The sequence below is a fragment of the Enterobacter sp. MGH 37 genome, assembly GCF_000534515.1.
In the GTDB taxonomy this organism is placed as follows: Bacteria; Pseudomonadota; Gammaproteobacteria; order Enterobacterales; family Enterobacteriaceae; genus Enterobacter; species Enterobacter kobei.
On sequence record NZ_KI973205.1, the window covers coordinates 982,527 to 997,656 of the forward strand.

A 15,130-nucleotide genomic window follows, 5' to 3' on the forward strand; every position below is an offset into this window, starting at 1 on the left:
TTGTTTTTTACACTTTCATTGTTTTACTGTTGCTCTGACTAATTGACGATAAACCCCGTAAAGTTAATCTCGTCAACACGGCATAGCGCCGAAGAATAACTGAAAGAAAGGAAATAAATTATGCGTAAGTTTACTGCACTGTTTGTTGCTTCTACCCTGGCTCTGGGCGCTACCAGCATGGCGTTCGCCGCAGATACCGCAACCACGACTGCCGCACCGGCCGAAGGCAAAATGATGATGCATCATAAAGGCCCGGGTATGCACAACGAGATGATGATGTTTAAGGGGCTCAACCTGACGGATGCGCAGAAGCAGCAGATCCGCGACATCATGAAAAGCCAGCGCGACCAGATGAAGCGTCCTCCGCTGGAAGAGCGCCGCGAAATGCATGACATCATTGCCAGCGACACCTTCGATAAGGCGAAAGCCGAAGCGCAGATCGACAAAATGGCCGAGCAGCATAAAGCCCGCATGCTGGCCCACATGGAAACCCAGAACAAGATCTACAACATTCTGACCCCGGAACAGAAAAAACAGTTTAATGCCAATTTTGAGAAGCGTCTGACAGAACGTCCGGCGATGGAAGGTAAAATGCCAGCACCGACCGAATAATCGGTTCAACATCTTAAGACCGCCGGGATCCTGTCCACAAAAGCGCAACCGCTGTGGACAGGACCGGCGGTTTTTCTTTCCTGCCCTCTTGTCTGCCGCTGCCAGCGCGGTATTCTCCTGTAGTCGCTTCAGAGAATGTTTGTAGAGTCATGGCGTTAGCAATTTTATTGACGTTCCGCTAAGGCCTGCCCGCTTTGCTGCCGATACTGTGTCTGTGAATACCTAACGATAACAAACAAGACTGCAAGGGTAGCGATATCCTTGCCCTGGCACGGGTTGTGCCATTCAGGAGTGGTGATGGAGTTCTTTGATATCCGTAAAATGCCGGTCAGCCTCTGGCGTAATGGTGCTGGCGAAACGCGAGAAATTTGTTGTATCCCTCCCGCAACGCGCGATTTTTGCTGGCGAGCCAGTATTGCGACGATCGCCAGCAACGGCGAATTCTCCGCTTTTCCCGGAGTTGACCGGGTCATTACCTTGCTGGAGGGCGGGGAGGTGACGCTGGATGCCGGACAGGCGTTCCGCCATACTCTTAAACCGCATCAACCTTACCATTTTGCCGGCGATTTGCCGGTAAAGGCATTGCTTTCCGATGGCAGGATGGCGATGGACTTCAACATCATGACCCGGCGTGACTGCTGCAAGGCGAAAGTGCGCGTTGCCGACCGTACCTTTACTACGTTTGGCTCGCGTGGCGGCGTGGTGTTTGTGCTAAGCGGGGCGTGGCAGCTGGGTGATAAACTGCTGACGGCCGATCAGGGTGCCAGCTGGGAAGAGGGGACCCATACTCTGCGTTTGCTGGAGTCTCAGGGTACCCTGCTGTTCAGTGAAATTAACTGGCTGCCGGGTCACTGAGCATAATGACCTCAAACTTGCCGGTTAAGACGGGCTTGCAGAGGATTTTATAGCCATCCTGATCGAACCCGGCGGGGGTGCGTAACAGGGTTGCCGCGTCGCTTAAATCATCGACAGCCCCCAGCCAGAGCCAGTTATTGACGATGTGATACTGCGTCATCGTTTCACCCACTTCTTTTAGCGCCACGGCGCCCTCCCACGGCCAGCAGTTGATGCTGATGGCCGCAAGACCGCTCAGGAGGCGGGCGTGATGCGCCTCAACGCTCTCTTTGCCGCAGCAGGCGCCTGCGCAGCGCTTCAGCGCGGAGCGAAAACAGGCGCGGCCACGCGTGGTGCCTTCTAAACCTAAAAGGCTGTAGCAAAGCTGTAGCTCGTCGGCCAGTGTTTGCAGAGCCTGAAGGGCCGCGCGTTTGTTGGCAAATAATCCAAAAAGGTTTGGCGCATGAGAAAAATCGACGTCGCGGGCGTAAACCACCTGCGGCTTACCGTCGCTGATCTGCAGGGAACAAAGCTGACGGTTGCGGCGAAGGCGCTTATTAAAGAGCGGTTGTTGCTCTTTTATCAGCCGGGCCTCCAGCAACAGCGCACCCATTTCTCCCGCCGTCTGAAACCAGGTGATACGCCGCGACTGGCGCAGCATGGCGGCCTCATCCGGGGTACGCAGGTGGGATAACACCCGGCTGCGAATATTGACGCTTTTGCCGATATAAAGCGGCAAGGTGTCGCTTTCACCGTGAAAAATGTACACGCCAGGCTGTTTTGGCAGAGCCTCAAGCCAGGGGCGAAGGTGCTCGGGATATTCGTAGATAGCCGCCGCTTCAAACTCAAGACGCGGGGCGGATTGACGCCTGCTCACATATTACTCCGTATACTGTTCAGGTATACAGTGTAGCAGGTGCGCAGTGGTTAAAAAAGAGCCGGGTGGCGGCTACGCCTTACCCGGCCACATCGTGCGGTCTGTTGCCCTCACCCCAACCCTCTCCCACGGGAGAGGGCGCAAACATTAAAAACGGCAACGGGGTTGCCGTTTTGCGTTTATTTCCAGAAGTCGTCAAACACCGTAATCGGCGTGTGGCGCTTGTGTTCGGTTTTCAGATACCAGCTTTCAATGATCTTCGCGGTACCTTCATCCAGCTGTTTGCCTTCCAGATAATCATCAATATTGTCATAGGTGACGCCAAGGGCCGCTTCATCCGGCAGGGAAGGGCGATCGTCTTCCAGATCCGCCGTCGGTGCCTTTTTATACAAGTGCTCAGGACAGCCCAGCGCGGCAAGCAGCTGTTTACCCTGACGCTTGTTCAGACGGAAAATCGGGTTAATGTCGGTGCCGCCATCGCCATATTTGGTGAAGAAACCGGTGATGGCTTCTGCCGCATGGTCGGTGCCGACAACCACGCCTTTGGTCATTCCGGCGATGCTGTACTGGGCTTTCATACGCTCGCGAGCTTTCTCGTTGCCGCGAACAAAATCGCTCAGCTCAATGCCCGCTTCGCGCAGTGCCTGCTCGCTTGCCAGCACCGCCCCTTTAATATTGACGGTGAGTACGCGATCGGGCTGGATGAACGCGATGGCATCCTGGCAATCCTGTTCATCGGCCTGCACGCCATAGGGAAGACGCACGGCGATAAACTGCAATTTCTCATCGCCCGTTTCTTCGCGAAGCTCTGAAATCGCCATCTGACAGAGTTTACCGGTCAGGGTGGAGTCCTGCCCGCCGCTGATGCCCAGCACCAGGGATTTCAGGAAAGCGTTCTTTCTTAAGTACGATTTTAAAAAATCCACGCTACGGCGGATCTCTTCATGTGCATCTACCGCGGGCTTCGCGCCCAGTGCCTGAATAATCTCGTGTTGCAGAGCCATCACGCCCTCCATATGCAGAACATAAACAGAATGTGTTAACTGTTAAAACTAACCCTTTGGACGAGAAACGACAAGGATCACAGTTTCGAGTGCGCTAATTTGCGCCGATTTAGCAGGTTATCGTTGTTTTATTAGAATTTTCCGAAATTCGTCTGGCGTAATTCACAAAGTTGAACAATAGTACTTTTTATTCCATGCTTAGTTAACACGCTGATAAACAAGAGGACGGAATATGAACAAGAACGTAGCAGGAATTCTTAGCGCAGCGGCAGTACTGACGATGCTGGCAGGGTGTACGGCTTACGATCGCACCAAGGATCAGTTTACACAGCCCGTGGTTAAAGACGTTAAAAAAGGGATGACCCGTTCGCAGGTCGCTGCGATCGCCGGTAAACCTTCTTCTAAAGTGACAATGATTCATGCGAAAGGGACCTGCCAGACCTATATCCTGGGTCAACGTGATGGTAAGGCAGAGACCTACTTTGTCGCCCTGGATGACACTGGTCATGTTATTAACTCCGGTTATCAGACCTGTGCTGAATACGACACCGATCCCCAGGCTCCAAAGGCTCAGTAACCCAGCTTGTCTGAAGATGTTAACGAACCGGCCCATGGGCCGGTTTTTTTGTGTATACGTAAATCTTATTTCTTTGCGCGAATTATTTGCCCGAAATGTGAAGGTAGTCAACAAGCCAGGTCAATGAGAGACAATTTCAACCTGTTCAGAATTATCCCCTGTCTGTACCATTGCGTATACTCACTCCAACGACAAACAACAGTATGCAAACTACCTGTCTGCCGGGACAGCAAGTCGAGTGATAGCGCGATGGCAGGTAGACCTACAAGAGGGAAATTACGATGGAAAAGAAACATATCTACCTGTTCTGCTCAGCGGGCATGTCAACCTCACTGCTGGTGTCAAAGATGCGTGCGCAGGCTGAAAAGTATGAAGTCCCTGTGGTGATTGAAGCGTTTCCAGAAACGCTGGCGGGCGAGAAAGGCCAGAAAGCCGATGTTGTTTTACTGGGGCCACAAATCGCCTATATGTTGCCCGAAATACAACGACTGCTACCCAACAAACCGGTCGAAGTGATCGACTCGGGGCTGTATGGCAAGATTGATGGTTTAGGTGTTCTGAAAGCTGCTGTGGCAGCCATTAAAAAAGCTGCTAATTAATTTTTATTTTTCCCGTCAAAGAGTTATTTCACACACAATACGCCGTAACACGAGTTACGGCATTTAAGGGTATTTACCTATGAGTAAAGTCATCGCTTCACTTGAAAAGGTACTCCTTCCTTTTGCTGTTAAAATAGGAAAGCAGCCTCACGTTAATGCCATTAAAAACGGCTTTATTAAATTAATGCCGTTGACGCTGGCCGGGGCCATGTTCGTTTTAATTAACAACGTTTTTCTGAGCTTTGGTGAAGGTTCCTTCTTTTATTCATTAGGCATTCGGTTAGACGCTTCCACAATTGAAACCCTTAATGGTTTTAAAGCCATCGGCGGCAACGTATATAACGGTACGTTAGGTATTATGTCGCTGATGGCGCCTTTCTTTATTGGCATGGCACTGGCAGAAGAGCGAAAAGTGGATCCGCTGGCTGCCGGGTTATTATCCGTTGCTGCATTTATGACCGTCACGCCTTACAGCGTAGGGGAGGCGTATGCCGTCGGCGCCAACTGGTTGGGTGGGGCGAACATCATCTCCGGTATTGTTATCGGTCTGGTGGTGGCGGAAATGTTCACCTTTATTATTCGTCGCAACTGGGTTATCCGCTTGCCGGATAGCGTACCGACGTCCGTTTCTCGTTCATTTTCCGCGTTGATTCCGGGCTTTATTATTCTCTCCATTATGGGGATTATTGCCTGGGCGCTCTCTCACTGGGGTACGAACTTCCACCAGATCATCATGGATTCTATCTCCACGCCGCTGGCGTCGATGGGTGGTGTGGTCGGTTGGGCGTATGTGATTTTCACCTCTCTTCTGTGGTTCTTCGGCGTACATGGTTCACTGGCACTGGCTGCGCTGGATAGCGGAATTATGACCCCGTGGGCACTGGAAAACGTGGCACTTTACCAGCAGTACGGCTCCGTTGACGCGGCGCTGGCAGCAGGTAAAACCTTCCATGTGTGGGCGAAGCCGATGCTTGACTCCTATATCTTCCTGGGTGGTACCGGGGCGACCTTGGGTCTGATCATCGCGGTCTTTATTGTCTCTCGTCGTGCTGACTATCGTCAGGTAGCTAAACTGGCGCTGCCATCAGGTATCTTCCAGATTAACGAACCGATTCTGTTTGGCCTGCCAATCATCATGAACCCGGTCATGTTCATTCCGTTCATCCTGGTTCAACCACTGCTGGCAGCCATCACCCTGACGGCTTACTACATGGGCATTATTCCGCCGGTGACCAACATTGCACCGTGGACCATGCCAGCGGGGCTGGGCGCGTTCTTCAATACCAACGGTAGCGTCGCGGCCTTCCTGCTGGCGATATTCAACCTCGGGATTGCAACCCTGCTCTACATGCCATTCGTGGCGATTGCGAACAAAGCTGCCACCATCATTGATGAAGAAGAGAGCGAAGAGGACATTGCCCTCTCACTGAAATTCTAAGATTGACCGACGCGGGGAAACCCGCGTCAGCCACAAGGAGCTTAAACATGTTAGATTTGGATAGTATCGTCGCAGACGACGCCGCAGAGAACGATCTTGAAGAAGTGGTGATGGGGCTTATCATCAACTCCGGGCAGGCCCGCAGCCTGGCGTATGCCGCACTGAAGCAGGCCAAGCAGGGTGATTTTGCCGCCGCGAAAACCATGATGGAACAGTCTCGTACCGCGCTGAACGAAGCGCACCTGGTGCAGACAAAGCTTATTGAAAGCGATCAGGGTGAAGGGAAGATGAAGGTCAGCCTGGTGCTGGTACACGCGCAGGATCACCTGATGACCTCCATGCTGGCGCGCGAGCTGGTGGCGGAGTTGATTGAGCTTCACGAGAAAATGCACTAAGTCGGATGTTGCAGCAGGAGGTCAGCACGATGGAAATTAAAACCGCACTTGAACAGCAGCTGTTTAATGGCAAAAATTTTCACGTGGTTATCTACAACAAGACGGAGAGCGCCAGTGGTCTGCACCAGCATGACTACTACGAGTTCACGATTGTTCTGACCGGCCGCTACTACCAGGAGATCAACGGTAAGCGCGTCCTGCTTGAGCGAGGGGATTTTGTCTTCCTGCCGATGGGGTCCTATCACCAGAGCTTTTACGAATTCGGTGCAACCCGCATTCTGAATGTCGGCGTCAGCAGGCGCTTCTTTGAAAAGCACTATCTGCCGCTGGTACCGTTCTGCTTTGTGGCGTCTCAGGTTTATCGCGTGAAAAACGAGTTCATGACCTGGATTGAAACGGTTATTGCCTCGCTTAACTTCCGTGAAAATGAATTTGACGAGTTTATTGAAACGGTGACTTTCTATGTGATGAACCGGCTGCGTCATCATCGTGAAGAGCAGCAGGTGACGGATGATATTCCACAGTGGCTGCGCAGCACTGTTGAACTGATGCACGATAAAGCCCAGTTCAGTGACAATGCGCTGGAGAATATGGTTTCCCTGTCGGGGAAATCCCAGGAATATCTGACCCGCGCGACGCAGCGGTATTATCGTAAAACACCCGTGCAAATTATTAATGACATTCGCATTAACTTTGCAAAAAAACAGCTGGAAATTACTAACTACTCGGTCACCGATATTGCTTACGAATCGGGATACAGTAGCCCGAGCCTGTTTATTAAAACGTTTAAGAAATTAACGTCATTCACCCCGAACAGTTACCGCAAAAGTTTGACGGTAATGAATTAACTTTCGGCGGTTTTATCCGCCACGAATATTGCTTTAATGGCTTGCCCAAATAGCGGGAAGAGTACGCTATACCTTGCAGGCGATTAACCTGATACGCAAAGGGAGATATTATGCAAAAGAAATTAAAAGTCGTAACCATTGGTGGCGGCAGCAGCTATACCCCGGAATTACTTGAAGGTTTTCTGAAACGTTATCATGAATTACCGGTCAGCGAATTATGGCTGGTGGACGTGGAGGAAGGTCAGGAGAAGCTGAATATTATTTTCGACCTGTGCCAACGCATGGTTGAGAAAGCGGGCGTACCTCTGACCGTGCATAAAACGCTGGATCGTCGACTGGCGCTGAAAGATGCAGATTTCGTAACCACCCAGCTGCGCGTTGGCCAGTTGAAAGCGCGTGAACTGGACGAGCGTATTCCGTTGAGCCACGGTTATCTCGGTCAGGAAACTAACGGTGCCGGTGGCCTGTTCAAAGGCCTGCGTACCATTCCGGTTATTTTCGACATCGTTAAAGACGTGGAGGAAATCTGTCCAGACGCGTGGGTGATTAACTTCACTAACCCGGCAGGGATGGTGACCGAAGCGGTTTATCGTCATACCGGTTTCAAGCGCTTTATTGGCGTCTGTAATATTCCAGTTGGCATGAAAATGTTTATCCGTGACGTGCTGGAACTGACCGATAATGACGATCTCTCTATCGATCTGTTCGGTTTGAACCATATGGTGTTCATTAAAGATGTCATCGTGAACGGAACATCGCGTTTTGCGGAACTGCTGGACGGGGTCGCCTCAGGTCGTCTGACCGCTGCGTCTGTGAAAAACATCTTTGACCTGCCGTTCAGCGAAGGGCTGATCCGCTCGTTGAATCTGCTGCCGTGCTCCTACCTGCTTTATTACTTCAAGCAGAAAGAGATGCTGGCCATCGAAATGGGCGAGTATTACAAGGGGGGCGCGCGGGCGCAAATCGTTCAGAAAGTTGAGAAGCAGCTGTTCGACTTGTATAAAGATCCGAACCTGAACGTCAAGCCGAAAGAGCTTGAGCAGCGCGGCGGGGCCTATTATTCCGATGCGGCGTGTGAAGTGATCAACGCCATCTACAACGACAAGCAGGCGGAGCACTATGTTAACGTGCCGCACCACGGCCACATCGACAATATCCCGGCTGACTGGGCCGTTGAGATGACCTGCATTCTGGGACGCGATGGCGCTAAACCGCATCCGCGCATTACTCATTTTGATGACAAAGTCATGGGTCTGATCCACACCATTAAAGGCTTTGAAGTGGCGGCAAGTCAGGCGGCGCTGAGCGGCGAGCTGAATGACGTGCTTCTGGCACTGAACCTCAGCCCGCTGGTGCATTCCGACCGCGATGCGGAGCAGCTTGCAGCAGAGATGATCCTGGCGCATGAAAAATGGTTGCCGAACTTTGCCGCCACGATCGAGAAGCTGAAGTTCAAACACCACTGAGAGGACGCACAATGGAAAACCTGCTGATCGTTAATGCTGATGATTTTGGCCTCTCGAAAGGTCAGAACTACGGCATTATTGAAGCCTGTCGCCGGGGGGTTGTGACATCCACTACGGCACTGGTTAATGGTGAAGCGGTTGAACACGCGGCGCAGCTAAGCCGCGACGTGCCTGAGCTGGGCGTCGGGATGCATTTTGTGCTGACGCTCGGTATGCCGCTTACGCCAATGCCGGGTCTGACCCGTGACGGACAGTTAGGTAAATGGATTTGGGAACAGGCGGAGCAGGACGCTCTGCCGCTGGAAGAGATTGCCCGCGAGCTGGACTGTCAGTTCAACCGCTTTGCTGATCTGTTTGGTGATCTGCCAACACACATCGACAGCCATCACCACGTGCATATGATCCCGGCTATTTTCCCGATCGTTGCGGCGTTTGCCCAACGCAAAGGCGTAGCGATGCGCGTGGATCGTGAGGTGCAAGGGTTGCCGGACAGTGCGGTGACAACCACCGCAGGGTTCAGCAGCGCGTTTTACGGCGAGGCGATCGATGAAGCGCTTTTCCTGAAGGTGCTGGATGATTCTGCAGCCCGGGGAGAAAAGTCACTGGAGGTCATGGCGCACCCCGCATTTGTCGATAATATCGTGCGCAAGAGCGCGTACTGCTGGCCACGCCTGGCGGAGCTGGATGTGCTGACGTCGCCGTCGCTGAAATACGCGATTGCCGAACGTGGGTATCGGTTGGGGACATTCCGGGATCTGTGAGAAGTGCCGGGGGGCGGCTTCGCCTTACCCGGCCTACGAACGACCTGCAAACTGTTGTAGGCCGGGTAAGCGCAAGCGCCACCCGGCTTTTTTTACGCCGGGATCTGGTCAATCTTGCTGCTGCGTGACCAGACGCGGTGCGCGGCGAGCAGGTCAAACAGCTTCGTCATAAAGGCGTCGTCCACGTTATCGCCCTCGACAATGCCGTCCTCACCTTGCTCGGCAACCTTCAGCTGGGATTTAAACTGACGCGCATCGCCGGACAACGCGATCGGTTTCAGGTGCTTATAAGCTTCCAGCAGGTAATAGACGGCGTCACCGTTGGTCAACAGGCTGGCAATATCCCCGCACGGCACAATCACCGCATCGACGGTCAGCGAGGGTGCCCCGGCAAAGGTCGCAGCCACCGGCAGCACGGAACCGTCATCAGCCGTCACTTCACCCATTCGGGAATAAAGCAGTTTGGCGTGTACGCCCTGGGTTTTCAGCGCCTGCATAATGCCCAGTACGTCACTGGCCCGGGTTTTATCGTTCAGCAGGATGGCGACCACGCGGCCTTTAATTGAGCCACCTGGCACCGCATACAGACTCAGCGACGGATCTTTCTTCACGCCGTTGACCTCTTTTGGCGGAGCAAGGTTGCGCTGCTCGTCGGTGAGGGTAATACCCAGGTTATCCGCCACGCTCTGGGCGAGCTGAATATCAATGTGCGCAAGCTGATCGACCACGCGCTCGCGGATGTAGGTGCGCACCACCTTACTTAACTCGAAGCTAAAGCCGCCGATGATGTGCTGCTGCTCAATCGGCGTCTGGCTGTTCCAGAACAGGCGAGGATGGGCGTAATACTCGCCGAAGGAAGGGCTGCGCTCGCGAATTTTGTTGCCATCGATACGCTCCTGGTACGACTCAAAACCTCCGCGTTTCGGGCCTGGCGGTGTTTCGCGCGGCCAGTTATCGTTGATCGAGTTAGGCTCGTAGTTAGCCGGATTGGTATCAATATCCTGACGATGCATCCCGTCGCGCTGGAAATTGTGGTACGGGCAGGTCGGACGGTTAATTGGAATTTCGTGGAAGTTCGGCCCGCCAAGGCGGCTGATCTGCGTATCGGTGTACGAGAACAAACGTCCCTGTAAGAGTGGATCGTTGGTGAAATCCAGTCCCGGCACGATATGCCCCGGGTGGAACGCGGCCTGCTCGTTCTCGGCAAAGAAATTATCCGGGTTGCGGTTGAGCACCATTTTCCCCACCAGTTGAACCGGCACCAGCTCCTCGGGGATCAGTTTGGTCGGGTCAAGAAGGTCGAAATCAAACTTAAATTCGTCCTCTTCCGGAATGAGCTGCAGGCCCAGTTCATATTCAGGGAAATCGCCGGCTTCAATGGACTCCCACAGCTCACGACGATGGAAGTCTGGATCGCGCCCGGTCAGCTTCTGCGCCTCATCCCACACCAGCGAGGCTTTGCCCGCCACCGGCTTCCAGTGGAACCGGACGAACGTGGCTTTTCCTTCCGCGTTAATCATACGGAAGGTGTGAATACCAAACCCCTCCATCGTGCGATAGCTGCGCGGAATACCCCGGTCAGACATCGCCCACATCACGTTGTGTAACGTTTCAGGTTGCAGAGAGATATAGTCCCAAAAGGTGTCGTGCGCACTTTGTCCCTGCGGTATGGCCCAGTGGGGCTCCGGTTTTACCGCATGGACAAAGTCAGGAAATTTATGCGCATCCTGAATGAAAAACACCGGGGTGTTATTGCCCACCAGATCAAAAATACCCTCTTCGGTATAAAACTTGGTGGCGAAACCGCGAATATCACGCACCGTGTCTGCTGAACCCGCGCCCCCCTGGACGGTGGAGAATCGGACAAACACCGGGGTAATTTTATCCGGGTCGGAGAGGAAATCTGCTTTGGTGATTGCTTTCAGGCTCTTGTACGGCTGGAAGTAGCCATGCGCAGCCGAGCCGCGCGCGTGAACGATACGTTCCGGAATTCGCTCGTGGTCGAAATGGGTAATTTTTTCCCGCAGGATAAAGTCTTCCAGCAGGGTGGGGCCGCGTGAGCCGGCGCGAAGAGAGTTTTGATCGTCAGCAATGCGCACGCCCTGATTGGTCGTGAGTGCAAAACCTTCACCACCTTTACGGTGTGGCTCAAGCGATTTCAGCTTCTCGTTCCCGGTGTCCGGCGATTTCATGCTTCCCGGTGCGGTAGGCTGTTCGCCGGGGGCGGAAGGGCCTGGCGAGGGGCGGTGAGAGCCGTCAGCAGGGGCGAGAGAGTCCATACCCGGTTGAGATTCTTCAGTGCCATGAATCGGTGATTGATGTGTATTATCTTTGTTCGACATTGCACGCTTCTCCTTTATCCATTGCTAAAAACCCTATTAAGGATAGAACAATGTCGTGAGATAGCTCGCGAACTAAGAGTTTTCACATGCCGCCCTTAACGAAAGGAGCCCTCTCAGCCATTCGGAGCGCGACGGAAGGGAGCAGAATCGGCTATCATAGAATTTTGCTGCTTCAAGAATTTGCTTTAGTGAACCCGTCGCTTATGAAACCTCTTCGTCAACAAAACCGCCAGGTTATTAGCTATGTGCCCCGCGTGGAACCCGCGCCGCCTGACCATGCCCTGAAAGTGGAGGGTTTTCGTGATGTCTGGCAGCTTCGTGGTAAATATGTGGCGTTTGTCCTGATGGGGGAGCATTTCCGTCGATCGCCGACGTTTTCCGTGCCGGAGTCTGCCCAGCGATGGGCGGTGCAAATCCGCCAGGATGAAGAGGTTGAAGAATAACAGCCATAAAAAAACCGCCTGATGGCGGTTTTTTTTATTTCCCGGCGATTACCGGTGCGCCAGTTCGGCGTCGTCTTCACTTTCCAGAATGGCTTTGTCGGTCTGCTTCAGCCACTGGCTGGTCAGCGTACCGGCGGTCATGGAGCCGCTCACGTTCAGCGCGGTACGACCCATGTCGATCAGCGGTTCAACGGAGATAAGCAGCGCGACCAGCGTCACTGGCAGACCCAGTGCAGGCAGCACAATCAGCGCAGCGAAGGTCGCGCCGCCACCAACACCGGCAACACCGGCGGAACTGATGGTCACAATGCCGACCAGCGTGGCGATCCAGACCGGATCCAGAGGGTTGATACCCACGGTCGGGGAAACCATCACCGCCAGCATCGCCGGGTAGAGACCCGCACAGCCGTTCTGGCCGATGGTGGCACCAAAGGACGCAGAGAAGCTGGCGATAGATTCTGGCACGCCCAGGCGACGGGTCTGCGCTTCAACGTTCAGAGGAATAGACGCGGCGCTGGAGCGGCTGGTGAAGGCAAAGGTCAGTACCGGCCAGACTTTGCGGAAGTATTTCAGCGGGCTGACGCCGTTCACGCCCAGCAGGATACCGTGCACCACGAACATGATGCCCAGGCCCAGATAAGAGGCGACGACAAAACTGCCCAGCTTAATGATGTCCTGCAGGTTAGAGCCCGCAACCACTTTGGTCATAAGCGCCAGCACGCCGTATGGCGTCAGCTGCATGACCAGACGCACCAGCTTCATCACCCAGCTTTGCAGGGTATCAATCGCCGTCAGCACACGCTCGCCTTTCGGCGCATCGTCTTTCAGCAGCTTTAGTGCGGCCACACCGAGGAATGCCGCGAAGATCACCACGCTGATGATGGACGTTGGGCTGGCGCCGGTCAGGTCAGCAAACGGGTTCTTCGGAATGAAGGAGAGCACCATCTGCGGAACCGTCAGATCGGCTACTTTACCCACGTAGTTGGTTTGAATCGCGGTCAGGCGTGCTGTCTCAGCCGTGCCCTGCACCAGACCTTCGGCCGTCAGGCCAAACAGGTTGGTTACCAGCACCCCCACCAGCGCGGCAATCAGCGTGGTAAACAGCAGGGTACCAATGGTCAGAAAACTGATTTTACCCAGTTGAGTGGCGTTATGCAGGCGGGCAACGGCACTCAGAATAGAGGCGAACACCAGCGGCATCACGATCATCTGCAGCAGCTGGACATAGCCGTTGCCGACAATGTTGAACCACTGAATAGAGTCTTTCAGAACTGGATTATCGGAGCCATAAATCGCCTGCAACGCCAGACCAAATACGACACCCATGGCCAGACCAACCAGCACTTTTTTCGCCAGGCTCCACTGTTTGTGGCGCGTCTGCGCGAGAAGCAATAGCAATACAACGAACACAACAACGTTCGCGATGAGTGGAAAATTCATCCCCGTTCTCCTGATTTATTATGGGATCGGTTTTTCCCGATCCTGTTGGCGGAAGGTTAGCAGAAGTGTGATGTCGCGCTTATATCCAAATGGAATGGTTTATGACAAACGGAATGATTTTGTTGGTTTACTGTTCAATCTGGTGATGAATAAAGCGATTGAACTGAAATTGCAGCGAATTGATCATCTGCGAAGACCAGCGCACTGCACTGTTTTCGGGCAATGTCTGTGGCATCCAGACGGCGTAAGCGAAGAGCGCCATGCACAATACGCGCTCAAGCTGGTTCCCTTTCTGTGGCGCAAGGATGGGAAAACGAAAGCGCCAGCGACACGGCCAGAGAAGTGGAACGCCAGCGGGCGTCAGCATATCGGCAAGAATATGGCTTAAGTAGCCGAGCACCATCCCCTGAATGGCATCAGCAGGGACGATCCAGCTTTCGGGCACTTTTAAATAAAAAAGGGTAAGCAGCCCAAAAACGGCCAGCAGGCTGTGCGTAAACCCCCGGTGGCCGAACGCGCGGGCGATGGGTTTCGAGACCCACTTCAGGCGTTGCCCAAGAAATGATTTGGGATGATCAATATCGGGCAGCAGACAGGTCAATACGGCGGAAGGGACAATATGCCACCAGTCCCCCTGTGCGAGCACGGGAGTGAGTTCAGCGTTTTTGGCAAATACTGCGCACGCTATGGAAAAAAGGAGGTGGCCTTCCGCCGTCATGATAAAACCCACGAAACTGTCAATTCATACAGTATAGGGTTTTTATACAGTAGGCGGAAGAGGTGACGGTGTAACTGTTTGTCACAAATGGAGCAAGTTGTTAGCCGCCCTTAAGGTGATGCGCCGTGAGTTCTGTCAGCGAATTAAGCTTCACATCGGCAAGGGCAAAACGGGGATCGTGGCGGCCTTCTTCTGCCGGAACCACAATGGAGCGCATACGTGCGGCTTTGGACGCGATCATGCCGTTAACGGAATCTTCCAGCGCGACACAGGTAAGCGGATCAAGACCCAGCTTAGCGGCACAGTCCATATAGACCTGCGGATGCGGTTTGCTGTAGGGCAACTTTTCAGCTGACGCCAGGGCGTCAAAACTGTCGCGCAGCTCAAACATAATGAGCACTTTTTCCAGCATATGCAGCGGTGAAGCGGAGGCCAGGCCCACCTTCAGCCCCTGAGCCTTACACAACGCGACCGCTTCACGCACGCCAGGCAATAGCGGCTTGTTCTCCTCCACCAGCGCGATGGCGCGGCTGATAATGCGCGCGGTGACTTCGTCGCGATCTGGGCCACTCCACGGCTGGTGGGCGTACCAGAGGTCTACGACCATATCAATGCGCAGGCCCAGCGTGTCGGGAAGTTCATTACGGCGGCTGATATCAACGCCCAGGCTGGCCATCACGTCCAGCTCGGCGCGATCCCACAACGGCTCGGAATCAATCAGTAATCCATCCATGTCAAAAATAGCGGCAAGTATCTGGCGCGGTGTCGACATCACA

The 15,130-nt window shown here is 53.7% G+C and carries 16 protein-coding genes; 10 read left to right on the forward strand and 6 right to left on the reverse strand.

Annotated features, from left to right (window positions below):
- Positions 1-120: 120 nt before the first annotated feature.
- Together spy and ves are read left to right on the forward strand one after the other, a co-directional pair.
- Complete coding sequence (gene spy / locus L383_RS19005) at positions 121-612, forward strand: ATP-independent periplasmic protein-refolding chaperone Spy (protein WP_023332762.1); 492 nt, start codon at positions 121-123, stop codon at positions 610-612.
- Between the two features lie 297 nt (positions 613-909).
- Positions 910-1,467, forward strand: a complete 558-nt coding sequence (gene ves / locus L383_RS19000; RefSeq protein ID WP_014883471.1) for an environmental stress-induced protein Ves — start codon at positions 910-912, stop codon at positions 1,465-1,467.
- On the opposite strand, the gene cho is transcribed toward ves, so the two are convergent.
- Together cho and nadE are read right to left on the reverse strand one after the other, a co-directional pair.
- Positions 1,445-2,323 carry an excinuclease Cho gene (gene cho / locus L383_RS18995; protein WP_014883472.1) on the reverse strand — a complete coding sequence of 293 codons (879 nt, stop codon included), beginning with the start codon at positions 2,321-2,323 and terminating at the stop codon, positions 1,445-1,447. The two genes, ves and cho, sit on opposite strands and share 23 nt — an antisense overlap.
- A gap of 179 nt (positions 2,324-2,502) precedes the next feature.
- Entirely contained in the window at positions 2,503-3,327 is an 825-nt protein-coding gene (nadE, locus tag L383_RS18990; RefSeq protein WP_023332763.1) for an ammonia-dependent NAD(+) synthetase, read from the reverse strand.
- A gap of 232 nt (positions 3,328-3,559) precedes the next feature.
- Here nadE and osmE point away from each other — a divergent pair, with 232 nt between their 5' ends.
- The 7 genes from osmE to chbG all read left to right on the forward strand — a co-directional run bounded on the left by osmE (position 3,560) and on the right by chbG (position 9,411).
- Positions 3,560-3,904, forward strand: coding sequence for an osmotically-inducible lipoprotein OsmE (osmE, locus tag L383_RS18985; protein ID WP_023332764.1), 345 nt, complete (start codon positions 3,560-3,562; stop codon positions 3,902-3,904).
- A 281-nt stretch (positions 3,905-4,185) separates the two neighbouring features.
- Entirely contained in the window at positions 4,186-4,503 is a 318-nt protein-coding gene (chbB, locus tag L383_RS18980; protein WP_014883474.1) for a PTS N,N'-diacetylchitobiose transporter subunit IIB, read from the forward strand.
- A gap of 79 nt (positions 4,504-4,582) precedes the next feature.
- Positions 4,583-5,941 (forward strand): PTS N,N'-diacetylchitobiose transporter subunit IIC, encoded by a 1,359-nt coding sequence (chbC, locus tag L383_RS18975; protein WP_014883475.1) that lies wholly within the window; start codon positions 4,583-4,585, stop codon positions 5,939-5,941.
- Between the two features lie 47 nt (positions 5,942-5,988).
- Positions 5,989-6,336 (forward strand): PTS N,N'-diacetylchitobiose transporter subunit IIA, encoded by a 348-nt coding sequence (gene chbA / locus L383_RS18970; protein WP_014883476.1) that lies wholly within the window; start codon positions 5,989-5,991, stop codon positions 6,334-6,336.
- A 5-nt stretch (positions 6,337-6,341) separates the two neighbouring features.
- Complete coding sequence (gene chbR / locus L383_RS18965) at positions 6,342-7,184, forward strand: transcriptional regulator ChbR (protein ID WP_071819744.1); 843 nt, start codon at positions 6,342-6,344, stop codon at positions 7,182-7,184.
- A 110-nt stretch (positions 7,185-7,294) separates the two neighbouring features.
- Positions 7,295-8,650, forward strand: a complete 1,356-nt coding sequence (locus L383_RS18960; RefSeq protein ID WP_023332765.1) for a 6-phospho-beta-glucosidase — start codon at positions 7,295-7,297, stop codon at positions 8,648-8,650.
- A gap of 11 nt (positions 8,651-8,661) precedes the next feature.
- Complete coding sequence (chbG, locus tag L383_RS18955) at positions 8,662-9,411, forward strand: chitin disaccharide deacetylase (protein ID WP_023332766.1); 750 nt, start codon at positions 8,662-8,664, stop codon at positions 9,409-9,411.
- 92 nt (positions 9,412-9,503) lie between these two features.
- Here the strand turns inward: chbG and katE are convergent, their stop codons facing one another.
- Positions 9,504-11,753: a catalase HPII gene (gene katE / locus L383_RS18950; protein WP_023332767.1), complete on the reverse strand. Its 2,250-nt coding sequence runs from the start codon at positions 11,751-11,753 to the stop codon at positions 9,504-9,506.
- Between the two features lie 167 nt (positions 11,754-11,920).
- Between katE and cedA the strand changes: the two genes are divergently transcribed.
- On the forward strand, positions 11,921-12,196 hold the full coding sequence (cedA, locus tag L383_RS0123745; RefSeq protein ID WP_226862265.1) for a cell division activator CedA: 276 nt from the start codon (positions 11,921-11,923) through the stop codon (positions 12,194-12,196).
- A gap of 48 nt (positions 12,197-12,244) precedes the next feature.
- Here cedA and L383_RS18945 read toward each other — a convergent pair whose 3' ends face one another.
- The 3 genes from L383_RS18945 to hxpB all read right to left on the reverse strand — a co-directional run bounded on the left by L383_RS18945 (position 12,245) and on the right by hxpB (position 15,126).
- On the reverse strand, positions 12,245-13,636 hold the full coding sequence (locus L383_RS18945) for an L-cystine transporter (RefSeq protein WP_023332769.1): 1,392 nt from the start codon (positions 13,634-13,636) through the stop codon (positions 12,245-12,247).
- A gap of 127 nt (positions 13,637-13,763) precedes the next feature.
- Positions 13,764-14,354 carry a metal-dependent hydrolase gene (locus L383_RS18940; protein ID WP_014883483.1) on the reverse strand — a complete coding sequence of 197 codons (591 nt, stop codon included), beginning with the start codon at positions 14,352-14,354 and terminating at the stop codon, positions 13,764-13,766.
- Positions 14,355-14,454: 100 nt separating this feature from the next.
- On the reverse strand, positions 14,455-15,126 hold the full coding sequence (gene hxpB / locus L383_RS18935; protein WP_023332770.1) for a hexitol phosphatase HxpB: 672 nt from the start codon (positions 15,124-15,126) through the stop codon (positions 14,455-14,457).
- Positions 15,127-15,130 lie beyond the last annotated feature (4 nt).